17 protein-coding genes are annotated in these 19,676 nt (G+C 70.2%); 10 read left to right on the top strand and 7 right to left on the bottom strand.

Annotated elements, in window-relative coordinates:
• Nucleotides 1–199 precede the first annotated feature (199 nt).
• A complete protein-coding gene (locus IPL40_14415; protein MBK8482334.1) occupies nt 200–2,122 on the top strand; it encodes a potassium transporter Kup in 1,923 nt (640 codons plus the stop codon).
• 78 nt (nt 2,123–2,200) lie between these two features.
• Here the strand turns inward: IPL40_14415 and IPL40_14410 are convergent, their stop codons facing one another.
• Nucleotides 2,201–2,539, bottom strand: coding sequence for a hypothetical protein (locus tag IPL40_14410; GenBank protein ID MBK8482333.1), 339 nt, complete (start codon nt 2,537–2,539; stop codon nt 2,201–2,203).
• Entirely contained in the window at nt 2,536–3,009 is a 474-nt protein-coding gene (locus tag IPL40_14405; GenBank protein ID MBK8482332.1) for a hypothetical protein, read from the bottom strand. Before IPL40_14405 ends, IPL40_14410 begins: the two co-directional genes overlap by 4 nt.
• A 268-nt stretch (nt 3,010–3,277) precedes the next feature.
• On the opposite strand from IPL40_14405, the gene IPL40_14400 reads away from it, so the two are divergent.
• Genes IPL40_14400 through IPL40_14390 form a run of 3 tightly spaced genes read left to right on the top strand, consistent with a single transcriptional unit; the run spans nt 3,278 to nt 5,756 of the window.
• A complete protein-coding gene (locus IPL40_14400; GenBank protein ID MBK8482331.1) occupies nt 3,278–3,550 on the top strand; it encodes an NAD(P) transhydrogenase subunit alpha in 273 nt (90 codons plus the stop codon).
• On the top strand, nt 3,547–4,938 hold the full coding sequence (locus IPL40_14395) for an NAD(P)(+) transhydrogenase (Re/Si-specific) subunit beta (GenBank protein ID MBK8482330.1): 1,392 nt from the start codon (nt 3,547–3,549) through the stop codon (nt 4,936–4,938). The genes IPL40_14400 and IPL40_14395 overlap by 4 nt, the downstream gene beginning before the upstream one ends.
• A 35-nt stretch (nt 4,939–4,973) precedes the next feature.
• Nucleotides 4,974–5,756: an inositol monophosphatase gene (locus IPL40_14390; protein ID MBK8482329.1), complete on the top strand. Its 783-nt coding sequence runs from the start codon at nt 4,974–4,976 to the stop codon at nt 5,754–5,756.
• Between the two features lie 19 nt (nt 5,757–5,775).
• Here IPL40_14390 and IPL40_14385 read toward each other — a convergent pair whose 3' ends face one another.
• Entirely contained in the window at nt 5,776–7,311 is a 1,536-nt protein-coding gene (locus IPL40_14385) for a hypothetical protein (GenBank protein ID MBK8482328.1), read from the bottom strand.
• A 143-nt stretch (nt 7,312–7,454) separates the two neighbouring features.
• Nucleotides 7,455–9,167: a tetratricopeptide repeat protein gene (locus IPL40_14380; protein ID MBK8482327.1), complete on the bottom strand. Its 1,713-nt coding sequence runs from the start codon at nt 9,165–9,167 to the stop codon at nt 7,455–7,457.
• Nucleotides 9,168–9,390: 223 nt separating this feature from the next.
• Between IPL40_14380 and lepB the strand changes: the two genes are divergently transcribed.
• The gene (gene lepB / locus IPL40_14375) at nt 9,391–10,347 is read left to right on the top strand and encodes a signal peptidase I (protein MBK8482326.1); all 957 of its coding nucleotides are present in this window, start codon (nt 9,391–9,393) and stop codon (nt 10,345–10,347) included.
• 102 nt (nt 10,348–10,449) lie between these two features.
• Entirely contained in the window at nt 10,450–11,001 is a 552-nt protein-coding gene (locus tag IPL40_14370) for a hypothetical protein (protein MBK8482325.1), read from the top strand.
• 47 nt (nt 11,002–11,048) lie between these two features.
• On the opposite strand, the gene IPL40_14365 is transcribed toward IPL40_14370, so the two are convergent.
• Complete coding sequence (locus IPL40_14365; GenBank protein MBK8482324.1) at nt 11,049–12,296, bottom strand: cystathionine gamma-synthase family protein; 1,248 nt, start codon at nt 12,294–12,296, stop codon at nt 11,049–11,051.
• Nucleotides 12,297–12,445: 149 nt separating this feature from the next.
• The gene (locus tag IPL40_14360; protein ID MBK8482323.1) at nt 12,446–13,621 is read right to left on the bottom strand and encodes a class I SAM-dependent rRNA methyltransferase; all 1,176 of its coding nucleotides are present in this window, start codon (nt 13,619–13,621) and stop codon (nt 12,446–12,448) included.
• Between the two features lie 345 nt (nt 13,622–13,966).
• Between IPL40_14360 and IPL40_14355 the strand changes: the two genes are divergently transcribed.
• Entirely contained in the window at nt 13,967–15,379 is a 1,413-nt protein-coding gene (locus tag IPL40_14355) for a cation:dicarboxylase symporter family transporter (GenBank protein MBK8482322.1), read from the top strand.
• 89 nt (nt 15,380–15,468) lie between these two features.
• On the opposite strand, the gene IPL40_14350 is transcribed toward IPL40_14355, so the two are convergent.
• Nucleotides 15,469–16,848 (bottom strand): dipeptidase, encoded by a 1,380-nt coding sequence (locus tag IPL40_14350; protein ID MBK8482321.1) that lies wholly within the window; start codon nt 16,846–16,848, stop codon nt 15,469–15,471.
• A gap of 130 nt (nt 16,849–16,978) precedes the next feature.
• On the opposite strand from IPL40_14350, the gene IPL40_14345 reads away from it, so the two are divergent.
• The 3 genes from IPL40_14345 to IPL40_14335 form a co-directional block, all read left to right on the top strand.
• A complete protein-coding gene (locus IPL40_14345) occupies nt 16,979–18,100 on the top strand; it encodes a flippase-like domain-containing protein (GenBank protein ID MBK8482320.1) in 1,122 nt (373 codons plus the stop codon).
• The gene (locus tag IPL40_14340; protein MBK8482319.1) at nt 18,097–18,753 is read left to right on the top strand and encodes a hypothetical protein; all 657 of its coding nucleotides are present in this window, start codon (nt 18,097–18,099) and stop codon (nt 18,751–18,753) included. The genes IPL40_14345 and IPL40_14340 overlap by 4 nt, the downstream gene beginning before the upstream one ends.
• A 253-nt stretch (nt 18,754–19,006) precedes the next feature.
• Nucleotides 19,007–19,676: glutamate synthase subunit alpha (locus IPL40_14335; GenBank protein ID MBK8482318.1), on the top strand; the 670-nt coding region annotated here is incomplete at its 3' end.

The raw sequence follows: 19,676 nt of genomic DNA, 5'->3' as shown, positions 1-19,676 counted from the left end.
CGTCGCTCTGCCGCGCCTGCCATCCTAGCGCAGCCGGCTAAGGGCGGAATAGCCAGGGGCGCCGCGGCGCCCCCGCAACGGCGCCCCCTGCCGACCGTCAACCCGCGCGGTATGACGCGAGGCCAGAAGCGGAGGCAGCAGACGGGGGCTTCCTTCTGCGTCGCCGCAGGAGTAGCTTCCGCCTCCGTAGGAGTGCTCCATCAGTCAGCCCGGCCCCAATCCAGCAGGTCCAGCAGGTCCAGCAGGTCCAGCAGGTCCAGCGGCCCCGGCAGTCGCCCGGGAGTCGGCCTGGGCCTTGCGTCTGACGGCGCTCGGCATCGTCTATGGGGACATCGGCACCAGTCCGCTCTACGCGGTCCGTGAGTGCTTCAGCTCAGCGCCTGGGCTCGCCGTCGGCCGCGAGAGTGTGCTCGGCGTGTTGTCGCTAATTGCTTGGGCATTGATCCTCGTGGTCTCCATCAAGTACGTCGGCTACCTGATGCGCGCGGACAATCGCGGCGAGGGCGGCGTCCTTGCCTTGATGGGGCTGGCATCGGTAGCGACGCCACGCAAGGCCGCGGTGGCCACCTTCATCGGCCTCGCCGGCGCCGCCCTGCTCTTTGGCGACGGCATGATTACACCCGCGATCTCGGTGCTCAGCGCCGTCGAAGGGCTGCGAATCGCCGCGCCAAAGCTCGGACATCTCGTAGTTCCCTTGACGATCGCGCTGCTGGTCGGCCTCTTCGCCCTGCAGCGGCGCGGTACGAGTCGGGTCGGCGCGCTCTTTGGGCCCGTGGTCCTGCTTTGGTTCACCGTCCTCGGCGGCCTCGGCCTCCGGGCCCTATGGGCCAACCCCGGCGTGCTGCGCGCCCTGAGCCCAAGCTTCGCGGTCATCCTGCTAATCCATCAACCGGGCCACGCGCTGACGGTCCTGGGAGCGGTCTTTCTTTCGGTCACCGGCGCCGAGGCGCTCTACGCCGACATGGGACACGTGGGACGCCGCCCGATTCAACAGACCTGGTACTTCTTCGTGCTGCCAGCCCTGCTGCTCAACTACTTCGGCCAGGGGGCTGCGGTGCTCGCCCACCCGGAGTACGCCGCCAACCCGTTCTTTCTGCTGGCGCCGACCTGGGCGCTGGTCCCCCTCGTGCTGCTCGCCACCGCGGCGACGATTATCGCCTCACAGGCGCTGATCTCAGGCGCGTTCTCCCTGGCGCGCCAGGCGGTGATGCTCGGCTTCTGGCCCCGAATGGCGGTGCGCCACACCTCCGCCACACACGTCGGCCAAATCTACATCCCCTCCGTGAACTGGCTGCTGATGCTCGGCGCCATCGTGCTCGTCCTCGGCTTCGGCTCCTCGAGCGCCCTCGCCGCCGCCTACGGCCTCGCCGTGGTGGCCGCGATGATCGCGACCACCTTGCTGGCCCACGTCGTCGCGCGACGCGTCTGGAGATGGTCGAAGCCCGTCGCCATCAGCGTGACCTTGATCCTCCTGGCCCTGGACAGCGGCTTCCTCGTCGCCAACCTGGCCAAGCTCGCGCGGGGCGGTTGGTTCCCGCTCCTGATCGCCGGCACCTTCGTCACCCTGATGACGACCTGGAACCGCGGGCGGCAGCTGCTGCGGCAGCACATCGCGAAGGAGAGCCTGGACCTCGACGATTTCTTCGAGCTGATGCGAGTGGAACGGGCCGCACGGGTTCCGGGCACCGCCGTGTTCATGACGGGGACCGCCTCCGGCACGCCCGCCGCGCTCCTGCATAACTTCACCCACAACCGCGTCGTCCACGAGCACGTCGTGCTGCTACAGGTCGTCACCGCCGACGAGCCGCGGGTCCCGCCCGAGCGCCGGCTGCAGCTCGAGCCGCTCGCGGAGGGCTTCGTGCGCGCGGTCGCGCGCTACGGTTTCATGGAGCAGCCCAACATCGCCGACCTGCTGGCGCACGCCGACCTCCCGGGCTACACGCCGGACTACACGGCCTTCTTCTTCGGTCGCGAGATGATTCTGCGTGGCCGACAGGGCGGCCTCGCCAACTGGCGCTGGCGCCTCTTCGGCCAGCTCTCGCGCCTGGCTCAGTCCGCCGTCGACTTCTTCCACATCCCGCCCGAGCACGTGATCGAGGTCGGGCGTCACATCCGGGTTTGAGGCCCAGGCTGCGGCGCCCGCGCCATCGAGCCCCGTCCCGCCCTGCGCCGCGTCACCGCCTCGGCAACGCGCGCAGCGTCAGCGAAGCGTGCACATCACGCGGATGAAGGTGAGCGTCGCCGCGCGCACCGGATACGCCTGATCCGAGGGCAGCTGCGCCGTGCAGCCGGGCGCATCGATCGTCAGCTTGACCGTGCCTGGAGCGACGTTGAGGAAGCCGATCGTGCCTTCGTCCGAACCCTGCACGAGCGTGCTGGCGGCGACGGCGTCGCCCTCTGCGTCGAAGACGAAGGCCCCGCCAGAGGCGGCGCTCAGGCTCGCCTGCTCGGTGCCGGCAGCCGTCCAGTCGCTGGCGCTGACGTCAAACTCGACAATGACGTGGCCCTTGGTCGCATCGCGGGCCGGCAGCGCGCTCAACGAGCTCGTGATGAAATCGAGGGCGTTGCCCGGAACAAGCCCAGTCTCCACCCCCTCAGCCCCGACTCCGGAACCTCGAAGCCAAAGATCGAAGCGAGCTGGCCGGCCTTCTCCACCTGCACGAAGCCCACGCCCACCGGAACCTGCAGGCTGAAGGCGCCCGCCGCATCACTCGTCGCCCTCAGCGATGGATCCGCGAGGGCCGCAAGCATCACGTCGGCGAGCGGTACGTCGTCGTCCATGGCGTATTGCACCACCGTACCCGCGAGCTCCGCGCGCTGACCCACCGCGCTATCGCCGCTCCCCGCATCGCGGGCCGTACCGCTCCGGCCATCGCTCGTAACGGCACCGCTATCCGCATCGCTGCAACCCACCAGCGACCCCGTCGCCATGGCGAGCGCACCGGCCCCCAGCACAGCCACCGTCGCTGCGCAGCGGCCCCAGGCCTCGACTCGAAGGAGTACTGACATCTACACACCTCTCAGGAAAAGAGCCGCAGCATAGTGCAGCTGAGCGCGGCGCTACAAGCGCGCCCCCGCGGCTGTCGATCGGTGTTTGCGCCCTGAGCGGCTCCTGCACTACATTGCCCGCGTTTCCTCCGGCATCGCAGGTTTGAGACAGGTTCGAGGCTCGGTTGGTTCGAGGCTCGGTTGGTTCGAGGCTCGGTTGGTTCGAGGCTCGGTTGGGGCGCGCGGCCGCGCGGGAGGTGCTCGTAAGGTGAAGACCGATCTCTGGACGATGCTCGTCATCTTCATGCTCGCCACGTTCGTCGGCTTTCAGGTGATTCAGAACGTCTCGCGGCTGTTGCACACCCCGCTGATGTCGCTGACCAATGCCATCTCGGCGATCGCCGTGGTCGGCTCGATCATCATCGCTGGTGAGCAAAAGTCGCTCTTCAGCGCCGTGCTCGGCGCCGTGGCCGTCGGGGCCTCGATGACGAACATCGTCAGCGGGTTCCTGATCACCGACCGCATGCTGAAGATGTTCAAGCAGCGGAGGAAGGCGTCGTGACCGCCGAGAATTTCACCCAGCTGACCTACCTGCTGGCCGCCGGCCTCTTCGTCTTCTCGCTGCGCTGGCTCAGTCACCCGAAGACGGCGCGCCGCGGGGTGCTGGCTGGCGTCGCCGGCATGACGGCGGCGATCGTCGGCACGCTCCTGCACCCCGAGATCGTCAACTACACCTGGATTATCGTCGCGCTGGTGATCGGCACGATGATCGGCGTGCCGCTCTCCTGGGTGCCGCTGACCGCAGTGCCGCAGCGGACGGCGCTCTCGCACGCCTTCGGTGGGCTGGCGGCCGGCCTGGTCGGCACGGCCAAGTACGTCCTGTGGCACGGCGAGGGAGCGCTGACGCACTACCGCGCTGCGGTGATCATCATCGAGGTCATCCTCGGCTACCTGACCTTCACCGGCAGCCTGATGGCCGCCGGCAAGCTGCAGGAGGTGATCCCGACCCGACCGATGACCTACCGCAATCAGAACGTGATCAACCTGGCGCTCTTCGCGCTTGCGCTCGGCATCGGCGGCTACCTGGTCGCGGTGCCGGAGCAATGGCAGCTCTTCCCGCCGGTGATCGTGCTTTCGCTGGCCTTCGGCGTGCTGCTGATCCTTCCGATCGGCGGCGCCGACATGCCGACCGTGATCTCGCTGCTCAACTCCTACGCCGGGCTCTCGGCCGTGGCGATGGGCTTTCTGCTCGATAACAAGCTGCTCGTGATCGCCGGCGCGCTCGACGGATCCTCCGGTCTGATCCTCTCGGTCATCATGTGCAAGGCGATGAATCGCTCGTTCAGCAACGTGCTCTTCGGCGCCTTCGGTCAGGTCCAAAGCAGCGCCGCCGCCGGCGCCCAGCAAACGGTGAAGAGCGGCACGCCCCAGGACGCCGCTGACCTGCTCGAGAGCAGCAGCCGCGTGGTGATCATCCCCGGCTACGGGATGGCCGTCGCGCAGGCCCAGCACCGCGTGCGCGAGATCTACGACCAGCTGACCAAGCGCGGGATCGATGTCCGCTTCGCGATTCATCCGGTCGCCGGCCGCATGCCGGGGCACATGAACGTGCTGCTGGCGGAGGCCGAGCTGCCCTACGAATCGCTGCTCGAGATGGATGAAGTCAACCCCGACATGCCGCAGGCCGACGTCGCCGTCGTGGTCGGCGCCAACGATGTGGTCAACCCGGCAGCGCGCCATGACACCTCCAGCCCGATCTACGGGATGCCGATCATCGACGCCGACCGCGCCAGGAGCGTGATCGCCATCAAGCGCTCGATGAACCCGGGCTTCGCCGGCATCGATAACGAGCTCTATGCGGGGGAGAACACCCTGATGGTCTTCGGCGACGCGAAGGCCGTCCTCGGCGACATCGCGAAGGCGTTGAGCGGCCAGGGCGGCATCCATTGAGCGCAGCGCCGGAGGGGGCGACGCCCGCCACGGCGCTGCTGTGGCTAGAGGCGGCCGGCGAGGCTGCCCGCGCGGCGGGGGCGCTGGTGCGCGAGGCCTTCGGCAAGGTCTCTCACTACACCGCGAAGGGGCGATCGGTCGATCTCGTGACCGAGGTCGACCGCGCAGCCGAGGCCTGCATTGCGCGCTACCTCGAGCGACGCTTCCCCGACCACGGCCTCCTGGCCGAGGAGGGCACCCGTCGCCCCAGCGCCCCCGGCCAGCCGCTCTGGGTCGTCGACCCGCTCGACGGGACGACCAACTTCGCCCACGCCCTGCCGGCGGTGGCGGTCTCGATTGGCATCGTGCAGGACGACCGCGTCGTCGCCGGCGCGATCTACGACCCGCTGCGCGACGAGCTCTTCTCGGCCGCGCGCGGCCTCGGCGCCCGCCTCAACGACCGACCGCTGACCGTCTCCACCACCCCCACGCTGGAGCGCTCGCTCGTCGCCAGCGGCTTCCCCTACGACCGGCGCGAGCGCGCTGCCTATTACCTCGCCTTCTGGCAGGCGGTGTTGCCGCGCGTCCAGGGGCTGCGCCGCTTGGGTGCGGCGGCGATCGACCTGGCCTGGGTCGCGGCCGGACGCTTCGACGCCTACTGGGAGCTCAACCTCAAACCCTGGGATCTGGCGGCCGGTACGCTGATCGTCGCCGAGGCCGGCGGACGCGTCACGGATCACACCGGCGCCGCGGTCGTGCTCGACGCGGGCAACATCGTCGCCTCGAACGGCCTCGTCCACGAGGAGCTGCTCGCCGCGCTCCGCAGCGTACGGGAGTAGCCGGCCAGCGCCGGCGGGGCTAGAAGGCGCTGCGCAGCGCGAACGAGAAGTTGTGGTCGAAGCCCACCGGCGCGAAGCCGAAGGCGTAGTAGAGGTCGAGCGTGAACTGCTCGAAGAGCAGGAAGTGCAGGCTTGGACCGAAGGCATCGGCGAGGCTCGCTGGCCGCCAGTCGCGCGTCCGGTCGAGGAAAAGCGCAGCGTCATGGAAGACGCCGAGCTGCAGTCGCGCTGAGGTATTCCAGCGCCCCGCGAGGCCAAGCTGCGCCGCCTCGCGCACCCAGTAGCGGTTGTCGAAGAAGGTGCGGAGGTACTCCCCGCCGAGCGGCTCCTCATCCCAGAAGCGCACGCTCCCCCCGAGATAGAGCAGCCGACTGCGCAGCCGCAGCTCGGCGCGCCCGCGGCGCAGCACATACTGGGCAGTCAGCTTCGTGCTGACCATCGGCCGCTGGTTTCTGACCAGGCCGAGGGCGGCGCTGAGACCGAGGCGGGTGCGCTGGTCGCGGCGCAAGAGCGCCTCGCCGCCGAGGCCCACCTCGCCGCTCCCGCGCACGACGTAACGCAGCAGCTGGCGATCCCCCAGCGCCTCGGTGCTGACGACCTCGAAGGCCCTCGTAAAGGCCACGCCGGCGCCGAAACCGAGCGTCAACCAGCGGGCTGGCAGCAGCCGCAAGCTGCCGAAGAGCTCGCCACGGTAGGCGAAGTAGCTCGCGATCAGCCCGTCGGAGCGGGCGAAGCGCGAGAGCTCGGTCATGCCCTCGAGACCCGGGGCGATCGGCGCGCCGAAGAGCCGAGGCAGGCGATACGAGGCCTCGAGGCGCCCGTGGACCCACTGGAAGCTCGGCGACTCCTCGACGATGAAGCGCCGGTGAGGGATGGCGACCCGCAGCCGCGTGCTGGCGCGATCGTCGCGCAGGAGGGCGTCGCGCACGCGGACGCCGCCGCGTGGGACGACGCCCCAGAGCGGGTCGAGCGTCAGGCCCAGGTCCCAACCAAAGCGCTCACGCGTCAGCACAAAGATCCGCAGTCTCCGCTGCGGCACGGCCGCGCCGAGGCGGTTCTCCTCAAAGGGCCGCCCCTCGCTGACGCGGTAGTACGCCGTCAAGAGATCGTACTTGCGTTTGAGCTCGTCGAGCGCGCGATCGATCGTCTCGCGGTGGAAGACGCCGCCGGGCAGATAGACGTCAATCTGATAGAGCATCGCCCGCAGGCCGCTGGCGCCGACGAAGGCCAGCCCCATCTTGCCCTCGTCGAGGTCGATCGCCAGCTGGCCCTGACCGTCGCAACGCCACCAGGCGCGGGCGTAGCTGTAGCCACGGCGGTGGTAGAGCGCCACGAGGCGCCGCACGGCCCGCGGGGCCCAGGCCCGGCGCCCGACCCTCGTCCGCGGCACCTTGCCGAGCAGGGCGCGCAGCTCGCTCAGGGGAAGCTGCTCCGCACCGCGCAGCGTCAACTCGGGCGGCGCGGCATCGGCCAACCCCAGGCGTGGCAGCAGCGCCACGCTCGCCACGAGCGCGCAGGTCGCGCTCGCTCGACCGAGCGCCGATCGCCCGATCATCGCCGCCGCTGCCAGGGCGCGGCGCCAAAACCCCAGAGCGCGTGCGTCACGGCCGCAGCCTACGCGATCACCGCGGGATCCTGTAGGCCGGCCTCGCCTGTCGCGGCCGGCCAGCCGAAGTTCAGGGCAGCGTCAGAAGAGCGTCAGAAGAGCGTCAGGCCGCGACGTAGGCCGGCATAGCGGGGCTCGGCGAGCGCTCGGCGGAAGGCCTGGCGATAGGCCACGCGGCGCGGGTGCCGCGTCGTCAGCAGGACGATGTTCCGCCGCGCGGGGGCGAAGTCCGGCCGCTCGAGCAAGGCCTCGAGCAGATGCACTACCGTCCGATCGAGCTCGCGGTTCATCAGCGTCAGCGCCGCAAGATTATTGAACTCGGCCGGCAAGACGCGCTGCGCGACGCCATTGAGCGCGACGCGCTCGGCCGCCCGCGGCGCGTCGGTCAGCAGGTAGGCCAGCCCCAGATTGAGCCAGTAGTTGGCATTGTCGGGATCACGCGCGACGGCCTGCCTCAACACTCGGCGCGCCTCGTGGTAACGGCCCTGGCGGCCAAAGGCCACGCCGAGACCGCCCCAGCCATGCGAGGTCTCGGGGCTCTCCTCGACGATGGCGCGATGGAAGCTCTCCCAGCTGCGGTATTCCCGCACCGTGACACTGAAGAGCACGAGCAGCAGCGCGCCGTAGGCCAGCGCCCCGGCGCCGAGGAAGCGCCGAAGGCGCGGGCGCAGCGGCAACGCCCGCGCGGCGGCCAGCGCGCGGTCGGCAAGAGCTAGAGCGAGCACGCTGAAGGGCAAATAGAGATAGCGCCCGAAGCCGGGCCAGTCGACGAGACTGGCCGGCGCCAGCGTGCACGCGTACCAAACGAGCCCGAAGCCCAAGAGCGGCGCCCGACGCCGCGCCCGCCAACCCAGTCCGAGCAGCAGCAGCAAGGCAGCCCAGGCCGCGAAGAATACGAAACTCGGCAGCGCCGCATACTCCTCGCTCAGCAGGCGCATCGTCGTGCGCGTCGGCAGCAGCAGCTGCCGCAGACCATCGCCGAGCAGGTAGGGCAGGTGCAGCAGGGCGGAGCGCAACCGGTCCTCGCCCCCGCCCTGGAGACCCGAGAGCGCACGCACACGCCAAACCAGGTAGACCGCCGCGGCCAAGAACAGCGGGCTCAGCCGCGCCGTCGCGCGCCAGAAGGCCCGCCGATCGACCGCGCCGTGAAAGACGCCCGCCTCCCAGAGCAGCAGGGCCGGGAGCACGAAGAGCAAGACCTCCTTGCAGAGCAGCCCGCCGAGAAAGAGCAGTCCCGTCGCGAGCTGCACCAGAGCGCGCCGCGGCCGCGGGCCAGCCCGCGCCAGCTCGGACGACCACAGCAGCACGGCGGCCAGACCCAGCAGCGCAGCGAGCGGATCCGAGCGGCCGTTGATCCAGATATGCGCCTCCGCCAGCGTCGGATGCAGCCCGAACCACGCGGCTGCCCACGGCGCCACCAGGCGTCGCTCGGGCGCCAACCAGCGCCGGCCGAGCAGCCAGACCAGCACCACCACGGCCAGGTGCGCCAGCAGGTTGGTCAAGTGATAGGCCCAGGGCGCGCGGCCCGAGAGCCGCGCGTCGAGAAAGAAGGTCATCAGCGTCAGCGGCCGGAAGGTCGCCAGCTCCGGCGCCTGGGCCGCCTGCCGCGGATCGGCGGCATACATCGCATGGTGGAAGAAAAGCTCACCGACGCGGCGCGGCTGATGGATCAACGTACCGTCGACGATGAGATCCCAATCATCGATCACGAAGCCATTGAGGAAGACGGGGAGCGAGACGACCGTCACCAGCAGGAGCACGCCCGCCAGCTCCAAGCGCGCGGATCGCTCGGCGGTTCTGTTCATCAAGCCCCTCGCTTCGGGCTGAAGGCCCAGCGCCCCCCGCACGGCCAGCGAGGCGGTGCAGCAGGGCCAGCGCAGCCTACCCGCGCAGCCCGCCGAACCGCAATTGTCGAGCCCGCGGCCTCGCCAGCCGGCAGGCATGGCCGGCCCCGGCCGAGCACAAGCTTGCTCCCGCGCGCTCGAAGCGCGTAGTTTTAGGCTCGTAACTGTCGCGCGAGGTTTCCACATGAGTTCTGCCCCAAGCAACGACGAGCCCAGCGGCAGCGGCGGCGACGCGACTGCGCCGCGCGGCAAAGAGCGACCCCTCGCGTTCATCGTGTCGCTGGCCTTGGGCGCCGGCGCCGGTCATTTGCTCCGCGGCCGACCCCGGCGGGGCGCCGGCTGGTTGGCGGTCGTGCTGCTCAGCCTGCTCTTGCTGCCTGCGCTCGGCGTCCGCGCCCTGCTGCTGACCGGGGCCCTCTATCTCGCTGCCGCCCTCGACGCGGCCCTGGTCACCGCGCCGGCGCGAGCGCCGCGCGGCTGGGGACGCATGCTCCGCTCCTGGGCTGCCTTCGCGGCGGTCGCGCTGCTGGTCGGCTTCGGCCTGCAGTCCTTCGTCGTCGACACCTTCCGCGTGCCCGGCCCGTCGATGGAGCCCACGCTTTCGATCGGCGATGTGTTTATCGTCAACAAGCTTGCCCGCACGTTCCAACCGGGAGACGTGGTCGTCTACCGCGCGTCGGGCCAGGGCGCGTCGGCCAAGCAGCGGCACCTCTTCGTCCACCGCGTGATCGCCGCCGGTGGCGCCACCGTGCAGCTCGAGGGCAACGTGGTCTACGTCGACAAGGCGCCCTTGCCGAAGCGCCCGATTCCGGGGCCATGCAGCTACCTCGACAGGCAGCGGGCGTCCAATGGCGTCGTGCGCTGGCAGGAGCTGCCCTGCCAGACCTACGAAGAAACAGCCCAGGGGCGTAGCTTTCGGCTGATCCATGGCCAGGCACCCGGTCAACTCGCCGACATGGCCGCGCTCAAGGTGCCCACGAACGCCTATTACGTGCTCGGCGACAACCGCGACACGAGCAACGACTCACGCGCCTGGGGGCCGGTGCCTGCCCGCGACATCGTCGGCCGCGTCGTCTCGTTGGCCTGGTCGCGCGGCCGCGACGGCCTGCGCGCGGAGCGCATCGGTCGCGCGGTGCGGTAAGGACCCGGCAGGCCCCCGCCAGGGCGCGCCCGCCTCGGGAGCGAGCCGGCGCACGCAGAGCCAGCGCTTCCGCTTTGCTGCCGATGCGGTAGAGTCCGCGCCATGTCGCGTATTCCTTCGTCCACCCGAGTCGTCACCCGCGTCGTCCTCCTGCTTGCGCTCGCAACCCCTCTCCGGGACGCCGCTGGCGCACCGGGTCCCAAGCGCGACGAGCGCGACGTGCTGCGCGAGGCCAGCAGCGTGGCCTCCGCGGTGATGAGCCCCTTCTGCCCAGGCCGCACGCTCTCGGCCTGCCCCAGCCCTCGAGCGGGGGAATGGCGCGTCGATATCCGCAACTGGGTGGCCGCGGGCGTGCCGCGCGAGCAGATCGTGCAGCGCTTGCAGGCTCGCACCCCGGAGATCAACCTGACCAGCGACCGCAATCCGCTCTACGGCTGGATCGCCCCGGCGCTGGCGCTGCTGGCGATGAGCGGCCTAGTCCTCGGCGTCGGCCGCCGCCTGCTGCGCCACGGGCGCCGCGCCGGATCGGCCACACCGATCGACCGCCTCCCCGACCTCGCCACAGGCACGACCTCGGTCTTGGACCCAACCGGCGCCGACGCGACGCGCGCAGCCTATGCCGAGCTCCTCGACGACGAGCTCCGTCGCGAGTAATCAGCAGCCCTTTGACCGAGCCCTGCTGGCCAACCCCGCGCCCAGCGCTAGACGGCCGCCAACGCCTGCTCGAGGTCGGCCAGCAGGTCCTCGGGGTGCTCGACGCCGACCGAGAGCCGGACGAGGGCGGGGTCGATGCCGAGCGCGCGCTGCTGCTCGGGTGCAACATCCGCGTGGGTCATCGTCGCCGGATGCTCAGCGAGCGATTCGGTGCCACCGAGGCTGACCGCGAGCTTGATCAGCTTGAGCGCATTGAGCAGCCGAAAGGCCTCGGCCTCGCCACCGGCGAGCTCGAAGGCGATCACCGAGCCCGGCCCCAGACATTGCTTGCGGTAGATCGCGGTCTGCGGATCCCCCTCGCGCAGATGCCCGAGGTAGAAGAGCCGCCGCACCTTGGGATGGTCGCCGAGGAAGTCCGCGACGCGGCGCGCGTTCTTCATCTGGCAGGTCATCCGCAGCTTGAGCGTCTCGAGGCTGCGCATCAGCAGCCAGCCGGTCCAGGGGCCCGCCATCGTGCCGAGGAAGGTGCGCAGCGTGCGCACGCGCTCCACCAGCACGTGCGACCCGAGGCAAGCGCCGGCGATCAGGTCGCTGTGTCCGCCGATGAACTTGGTCGCCGAGTAGATCACCAGATCCGCCCCATGCTGCAGCGGATGCTGCCAGAGCGGACCAAGAAAGGTGTTGTCGACGATCACGGGGACGGCGCCGCCGTCGCCCGACTGCGCGTCGGCCAAGGCGCGACAGGCGGCGATGTCGACCAAGGCGTTGGTGGGATTGGCTGGCGTCTCGATAAAGATCGCGCCTAGACGGCCGAGCGAGGCGACGCGGGCCAGCGCTTCCTGCAGCGCGTCGACCCCTCCATCGGCGCGGAAACCGACGTGCTGGATGCCAAAGCGCGGCAAAATGTGGCCCAGCAGATACTCGGTGCCGCCGTAGAGTGGCTCGCTGGTCAGCACCACGTCGCCGGGTCGCAGCAGCTCCAGCAGGGTCGTCGCGATCGCGGCCATGCCGCTCTCGAAGACGGCACAGGCCTCGGCCTGATCCCAGAGCGCGAGGCGATCCTCGAGGATCTCGAGATCCGGGTTGTTGAGGCGGCTGTAGATCAAGCCCAGGGCCTCACTCGGGCCCTTCTCACGCAAACCGTAGGCTACCTCGAAGAAGGCCTTCCCCTCCTCCGCCGTCTTGAAGACGAAGGTCGAGGTCTGAAAGATCGGCGACTTCAGCGCACCCTCCGAGCGGTGCGGATCGTAGCCGTAGCTCATCATCAGCGACTCGGGATGCGGCCGCCGCGCCAGCCCGGCGCCAGCTGCCCGCCCGCGCTGCGCCTCGTCCTGCCCATCGCTGCCATCGCGCTCGTGCTCGCTCACGGTCCACCACCTTGCTCTTGGTCGCCACACTATGCCCGCCCACGGGCGCCTCGCGCCAGCGGGCAGCCCCCTGAACCTCAACGCCCCGACACCACCCGCGCGAGCACGAACTTGAGATAATGCCCCTCGGCGAAGCCCGGACGCGTCGGATGGTCCACGCCCGCGCCAAAGACACCGGCGATGGTCAGCGCGCGTCCGGCCGCCGCCGCCGCCTCGGCGATCAGCGCGAGGAAGTCGACCTCGCGCAGGTGACTCGAACAGCTCGCCGTGGCCAACCAACCGCCGTCAGGGAGCGCGCCCAGCGCCAGCGTGTTCAGGCGCAGATAGGCCGCCTTGGCCTTGGCGAGCGCCTTCTGGTTGGGCGCGAAGGAGGGCGGATCGACGATGATCAGGTCATGCTGGGGCTCGCCGGCAGCGAGCGCCTCGAGGTACGCGAAGGCGTCGGCGACCGCGAATCCATGGCCCGCCGGGTCGATCCCATTGAGGCGGAAGTTCTCCCGCGCCGCCTCGACGGCCGGCGTGGCGAGGTCGACCGAGACCACCTGGCGCGCGCCCCCGAGGGCCGCCGCGACGGAAAAGCCGCCCGTGTAGCAGAAGAGATTGAGCACCCGGCGCCCCTGGCCCAGGCTCCCGACGCGATCGCGATTCTCCCGCTGGTCGAGGAAGGCCCCGGTCTTCTGCCCGCGCAGCACGTCTACCGCCAGGCGCCGCCCCCCTTCGCGAATCACGACGGGCCCCGCGAGCTGCCCCGCCACCAGGCTGGCGGCGCCACCCTCGCGCTGCGGGTTACGCACGACGATCGCGCGCGGGCGCAGCAGGTGCGCGATCGCCGAGACGAAGCGCTCCTGCCAGGCCAGGCCGATCGCCCCATCCGTGCGCAACGACGCCACGTCCTCGTAGACGTCACACTGCAGGGCCGGGACCCCGTCGTTCTCCCCGTGGCAGAGCCGATACCCGGTAACCTCGGGTGAGAGGAGCTCGCGGCGCAAGGCCACCGCCGCTCGCAGGCGCTCCCTCAGCAGCGCCGCATCCACCGCGCGGGTCGGGTCGAGCGTCCAGACGCGGAAGGCGATCGGTGAGGTCGGTTCGGCGACCCCACGCGCGACGAAGCGCCCCTGGCCATCCGCCACATCGATCACATCGCCGGCGGCGAGCCCCGCGGGCAGCCGCAGCGCCTCGCGCCAGATAAAGGGGTGGCCACGCCGCACATGCGCCGCGACCGGCCTGATCAAGGTGGCGCGAGGGTAACGCATCGTCTGCGAGCTATACCGCTGCCCCGCTGCCCGGCCAAGGGCAGGGCGCCGCGCGCGCCGAACACTGCGGCCGTCGGTGGCCTGCGCGCCGCCAACCGCGGATCAGCGCCGTGGCTGGCGATGGGAGCGAGCGACCAAGCGATCGCCGGGCCCTTCGTTCGGCGCAGCGGCGCAGGAACCCGCGCGAGTTGCCCAGCGCGAGTTGCCCAGCGCGAGTTGCCCAGCGCGAGCGGTCCGGTGGTGAGCGGTCCTTGGCGCATTGTCCTTGCCGAATTGTCCTTGGCCCCACCACCCACGGGACGCTACTTTGCCGCCGCCGCCGCTGCGGCCCTCGGGAGCCACGCGATGCAACGCCGCCTCTTCCTGATCGCAACAGTGCTGCTGATCGTCGCGGCCACCCTTGCGGCACTATCGCACTTTGGGATTCTGCCCTTGCCGGCGCTGCTGCTGCGCAGCGCGCGCTGGACAGCCATCGGCGCGCTCGTGGCGTACGCGGCGAAACGCCGCTCGCTGACCGCCGCGATTCTCGTCAGCATGGTGATCGGCGCGACGATCGGGATCGATTGGCCGCTGGCCGCCGTGCGGCTCGACGTGCTCAGTGACCTCTTCCTGCGCCTGATCAAGACCATCATCGCCCCCTTGCTCTTCGCCACGCTCGTCGTCGGCATCGCGGGTCACCACGACATCAAGCAGGTCGGCCGGATGGGGATCAAGGCCCTGATCTACTTCGAGGGCGTGACCACCCTCGCGCTCGTCGTCGGCCTGACCGCGATCAATGTCACGCGCGCCGGCGTCGGCATCGACTCCACCGGCGTCTCGCAGGTCGCGGCCGCCAAAGCGGTCACCCGCAGCGCTGGTGACACCCTGCTGCATATCTTCCCCGAGAACATCGCCAAGTCGATTGCCGAGGGCGAGGTGCTGCAGATCGTCGTCTTCTGCATCGTCTTCGGCATCGCGCTGGCGATGCTGCCCAGCGCCCGCCGGCGACCGCTGCTCGACTTCTGCGAGAGCCTGGCGGAGACGATGTTCAAGTTCACCAACCTGGTGATGTTGCTGGCCCCGCTCGGCGTCGGTGCGGCGATGGCGCATACGGTCGGCCGCATGGGGACGGGCGTGCTCTTCAACCTGGCCCAGCTGATGCTCACCCTCTACGGCGCGCTGGTGGTCTTCTTGCTCGGCGTGCTGCTGCCGATCGCTCGCCTGACCAAGGTGCCGATACGGGACTTCATACGGGCGATTGCGGAGCCGGTTTCGATCGCCTTCGCCACCACGAGTTCCGAGGCTGCGCTGCCGCGCGCGATGGAGGGGATGGAGGCGATCGGCGTGCCGCGGCAGATCGTCGCCTTCGTGATGCCCACCGGCTACAGCTTCAACCTCGACGGGACCTCGCTCTACCTCTCGATGGCCTCGGTCTTCGTCGCGCAAGCCGCCGGCGTGGAGATGTCGCTAGGCCAACAGCTGCTGATGGTGCTGACCCTGATGTTGACGAGCAAGGGGGTAGCCGGCGTCCCACGCGCCTCGCTGCTGATCCTCCTCGGCACTGCCGCCTCCTTTCAGCTACCCGTCTGGCCGATCAACCTGATTTTGGGAATCGACGGCTTGATGGACATGGCGCGGACCTCCGTCAACGTCATCGGCAACTGTCTCGCGACCGTCGTCATCGCCCGCTGGGAGGGCGAGTTCCGCCAGCAGCAGCCTTCCCTGGTAGTCGCCGAGGCCCTCGAGGACGAGTCCGAAGCGATCGACGCCGAGGACTAAGGGCGCTCCGACGCCGTCGCGGCTGGGCGCGAGCTTGTGACGCTCCAAGGACGAAGGGGCGTCGGGGCTGGGCGCCGCAGGCCAGGTTACTAGGGGCGCGCCGCCAGCTCGGCGAAGAGCAGCGCGACCGTGCGCGTGCCGCGCTCGAACATCGACAGGTCGAGCTTCTCGTTCGGTGCGTGCAGGTTGTCATCGGGCAGCCCGAAGCCCAGCAGCAGGGTTGGACATTTCAGCGTACGGCTGAACGCGGCGACGATCGGCACCGAGCCGCCCTCGAGCGCCAGCAGCGGCTCGCGACCGAAGACCCGGCGGACGGCGCGGCGCGCCGCGTCGAGCTCGGGGAAATCTTGATCCAGGCGCACCGCGGGGGCGCTATTCTCCAGCGGTCGGACGCTGACCCGCGCATGCGCCGGGGCGCAGGCCACGAGATGTCGGCGGAGCGCCGCGAGCACCGCTGCCGGCCGTTGCTCCGGAACCAGGCGCATCGACACCTTGGCGCGCGCCTCGCAGGGCAGCACGGTCTTGATCCCCTCGCCCGCGTAACCGCCGATCACGCCGTTGATCTCGAAGGTGGGTCGCGCCCCGATGCGCGCCAGCGTGCCATAGCCGCACTCGCCAAAGAAGGCGGGGACGCCCAAGCTGCGCGCCAGCGCCGCCTCGTCGTGTGGCGTCTCGGCCAGCGCCCGCCGCCAACGGGCTGGCAGCGGTTTGACGTCGGCATAGAAGTCGGCGATGCGCACCTTGCCGCTGCGCGGATCCTTGCAGGCCACCAGCAGCTCGGCGAGCACCTGCAGCGGATTGGCCACGGCACCACCCCAGTTGCCGCTATGGAGATCGGCCTTCGCGGTGCGCACGACGATCTCGCAGCAGCAGATCCCGCGCAGCCCAGCCGTGATGCTGGGCGTGCGCGGCCCCAGCATATGCGTGTCGCTGACCAGGACGACATCACAGGCCAGGGCGCTCGCGCGTGCGCGCAGCAGCGCGGGCAGGTGCGGGCTGCCGATCTCCTCCTCGCCCTCGAAGAGCACCTTGACGTTGACCGGGCAGCCACCGCCTGCGCGCTGCCAGGCCTCGAGCACCGCGAGGTGGATGAAGAGCTGACCTTTGTCGTCCGCGGCACCGCGGGCGTAGAGCCGGCCGCGCCGCACCGTCGGCTCGAAGGGCGGCGTCGTCCAGAGCGCGAGCGGCTCGGGCGGCTGGACATCGTAATGGCCGTAGATCAGCACCGTCGGCCGGCCCGGCCGCTGCGCCGTCTGCCCGAAGACGACCGGATGGCCCGCCGTCGGCTGAACGGCCACGCGCTCGAGCCCGATCCAACGTAGGCGCTCGGCGACCCACTCAGCCGCGCGCGCGACGTCGGCGACATGCTCGCGCTGGGCGCTGATGCTCGGTATCCGCAGCAACTCAAAGAGCGCCTCGCGCTGCGGCGCCTGCTGGGCCCGCAGGTAGCGCCACACCTCCTTGACCATTCGCCACCTCCGCTCTCGCGTCGGGCCTGATGCTCGCGTCCGGCCGCTCTTCGGTCAAGAGCGCGCCGCGGCGCGGCAGGTTAGCGCCCCCGTGCTATGGTGCCGCGGCTGCTTTTTGAGGCCCTCCGCGATGAGCCCGATGTTGCGCCGCTTGTTCTTCTCGACGCTGATTGGCGTCGCGATGCTCTGGCTGGCCTCGCGCCAGATCTCGTTCTCGGCGCTCCTGCCGGCCCTCGGCCGCGCCCAGTGGTGGGTGCTCCTGCCCTACTTCGCCGTGATGGCCCTGCAGCACGGCCTGCGCGTCTGGCGCTGGGGCCTGCTGCTGGCGCCGATCCACCCGGTGGGCTTCCGCCGCCTGCTGCCGATCTCGTCGGTCGGCTTCTTCGCCATTTTTGCCCTGCCGCTGCGGATGGGCGAGTTCGTTCGACCCTATCTCGTCGCCGATCCCCCTCGCCTGCGCTTCACCCAGGCCTTGGGCACGCTGGTGGTCGAACGCGTCTTCGACGGGCTGGTCGTGGCCCTGCTCGCCTTCAGCGCGGTCGCGCTTGCGCGGCTCGACGGGGTCGTGGTCCCTGCCTGGCTCACAGCCGCCGGGGTGCTCGCGCTCGGCCTCTTCTGCGCAGCCGCCGTCGTGCTCGTGATCGTGCTTTGGCAGCGTGAGCGCGCTGTCACCCTCTGCCGGCGCGTCGTCGCGCTGATCGCACCACGCCTCGCCGACCGCGCGGCGGCGATCGCCGCGGGCATCGTCGATGGCTTTCGCCTGCTGCCGGATGCCCGGCGCCTGCTGCCCTTCCTGCTGGCCACGACGGGCTATTGGGTGCTCAACGCGGCGGCGCTCTGGGTGCTTGCGCAGGGCTTCGCGCTCGGGCTGACCCCCTGGCAGGCGACAGCGTTGGTCGCCCTCATCGGCGTCGGCATCATGATTCCGGCGGGACCGGGCTTCATCGGCAACTTCGAGCTCTTCGCCAACGGCGCCCTGGCGCTCTACGTGCCAGCCGGCCTGCTGCACCAACGAGGCGCCGCCTTCATCGTCACCTCCCACCTGGCCAACGCGGCCTGGTACCTCGGGGTTGGCGCGATGGCGATGCTCTCGACGCATGTCGGGCTGCGGCGCCTGGTCGGCGACTCGGCTCGTGCTGCAGCCGCCGCTCAGGCGCCGAACGCTCCGGCAGGCGACGAAGTGGACAGCGGCTCCGCGGCAGAGGAAGCTGCCGAGGGGGCCTGTCGTGGGCCCGGGGGGGCCAAAGCGTGACCGAGGGCATCGCGCAGCGCGGCCGTGGTGGCGAGGGCGGAGGGCAGACCGGCCCTCGGTCCTGCTCGGCCAAGCCAGCCGCCGCAGCGCTCTGCCTCGTCCTAGCGCCGCTCCTCGCGACGCCCGCGTGGGCTCAGACCACCCGCGTGGTCGGCTACCGCTACACCAACGTCTGGTCGTCCACCGTCCGCCTGCTGCGCGTCGACAGCCGCTACAAGGTGACCGACAAGGACCGAGACAACGGCTACATCACCTTCGTCTACCCGGGCAGCGGCGCCGTCAAGGAATGCGCGGCCTCACTCGAGCTGATTCGCGTCGACAGCCCGAGCGGCGACGCCTCGGCGCCGGCGGTCAAGCTGCAGCTCGACATCGAGCACCAACCCTCCTATGTCGAGCTGCAGTTGCTCGACCGGCTCGAGCGCAAGCTCGAGGCCGACTACGGCCCGCCGCGCGCGCCCACCGATGCGCCCCCTGGCGTGAAGCCGCCACCCAAGCGGCGTGGCGACAGTGGCGGTGGCGACAGTGGCGGTGGCGACAGTGGCGGTGGCGACAGTGGCGGTGGCGACAGTGGCGGTGGCGACAGTGGCGGTGGCGATAGTGGCGGTGGCGACAGTGGCGGTGGCGACAAGCAGGACCCGCCTGCCGAATCCTGAGCCTGCCACGCGGCGGCCTCCAGACCGCCGATAGCCCGGATCCGCCCCGAGAATACAGATAATCAACGATTTCGCCGCGCGATCGACGCGCTGGCGGGCAACGCCGGACGACGCCCAAGAGCCACTGCGGGGGGCTCGACGAGCGCCTGGCGAGAGGCTATTTTGCGCCCGCAATCGTGGGCGGTCGCCGAGGCTGCGCGGGCGGGCCAAGGTGCGAGTGGGTTGCAGGCCGCCGGGTTGCAAGGAAAGAAGCATGAACACACCGACAGGCACACCGACAGCCACACCGACAGCCACACCGACCGGCAAACCGACACGCTGGGGCATGTACGACCCCGAGACCGAGCACGATGCCTGCGGCGTCGGCTTCGTCGCCCACATCAAAGGTGAGAAGTCGCGCGCCATCGTCGAGCAGGGACTCGAGGTCCTGAGCCGCCTCAGCCACCGTGGCGCTTGCGGCTGCGACCCCGACAGCGGCGACGGCGCCGGGATCTTGATGCAGATCCCCGAGCGCTTCTTCAAGCGCGAGGGCCTGCGGCTCGGCTTCGGTGAGCTGCGGCGCCGGCGCTACGGCGTCGCACAGGTCTTTCTCCCCCCGGACCGGCGCGCGCGCGCCACCTGTCAGGAGCTGGTCGAGCGCGTCGTCCAGGAAGAGGGCCAAGAGGTGATCGGCTGGCGTGAGGTGCCGATCGATACGTCGCAGATCGGACCCCTGGCGCGCCAGGTCATGCCCGCCTTCCGTCAGCTCTTTATCCGACTGCGCCGGCTCCCACCGAGCGCCTTCGAGCGCAAGCTCTACATCATCCGCAAGCTGGCCGAGAACCGCGTCGCCGACGCCGGCGCCGATCCCGACGGCCGCTTCCACATCGCCAGCCTCTCCTCGGAGACCCTGGTCTACAAGGGGCTGCTGCTGCCGGAGCGGC

This window comes from Pseudomonadota bacterium (genome assembly GCA_016711215.1).
GTDB lineage: Bacteria > Myxococcota_A > Polyangia.
Note: the sequence above shows the minus strand (reverse complement) of the source record. Positions and strands in the feature narration are given on the sequence as shown.

Bases quoted from the DNA above. Each gene is read 5' to 3' on its own strand.
- IPL40_14405 (MBK8482332.1), bottom strand. From the start codon at position 3,009: ATGTCAGTACTCCTTCGAGTCGAGGCCTGGGGCCGCTGCGCAGCGACG.
- IPL40_14400 (MBK8482331.1), top strand. From the start codon at position 3,278: ATGCTCGTCATCTTCATGCTCGCCACGTTCGTCGGCTTTCAGGTGATT.
- IPL40_14385 (MBK8482328.1), bottom strand. From the start codon at position 7,311: ATGATCGGGCGATCGGCGCTCGGTCGAGCGAGCGCGACCTGCGCGCTC.
- IPL40_14380 (MBK8482327.1), bottom strand. From the start codon at position 9,167: ATGAACAGAACCGCCGAGCGATCCGCGCGCTTGGAGCTGGCGGGCGTG.
- lepB (MBK8482326.1), top strand. From the start codon at position 9,391: ATGAGTTCTGCCCCAAGCAACGACGAGCCCAGCGGCAGCGGCGGCGAC.
- IPL40_14370 (MBK8482325.1), top strand. From the start codon at position 10,450: ATGTCGCGTATTCCTTCGTCCACCCGAGTCGTCACCCGCGTCGTCCTC.
- IPL40_14360 (MBK8482323.1), bottom strand. From the start codon at position 13,621: ATGCGTTACCCTCGCGCCACCTTGATCAGGCCGGTCGCGGCGCATGTG.
- IPL40_14355 (MBK8482322.1), top strand. From the start codon at position 13,967: ATGCAACGCCGCCTCTTCCTGATCGCAACAGTGCTGCTGATCGTCGCG.
- IPL40_14350 (MBK8482321.1), bottom strand. From the start codon at position 16,848: ATGGTCAAGGAGGTGTGGCGCTACCTGCGGGCCCAGCAGGCGCCGCAG.
- IPL40_14345 (MBK8482320.1), top strand. From the start codon at position 16,979: ATGAGCCCGATGTTGCGCCGCTTGTTCTTCTCGACGCTGATTGGCGTC.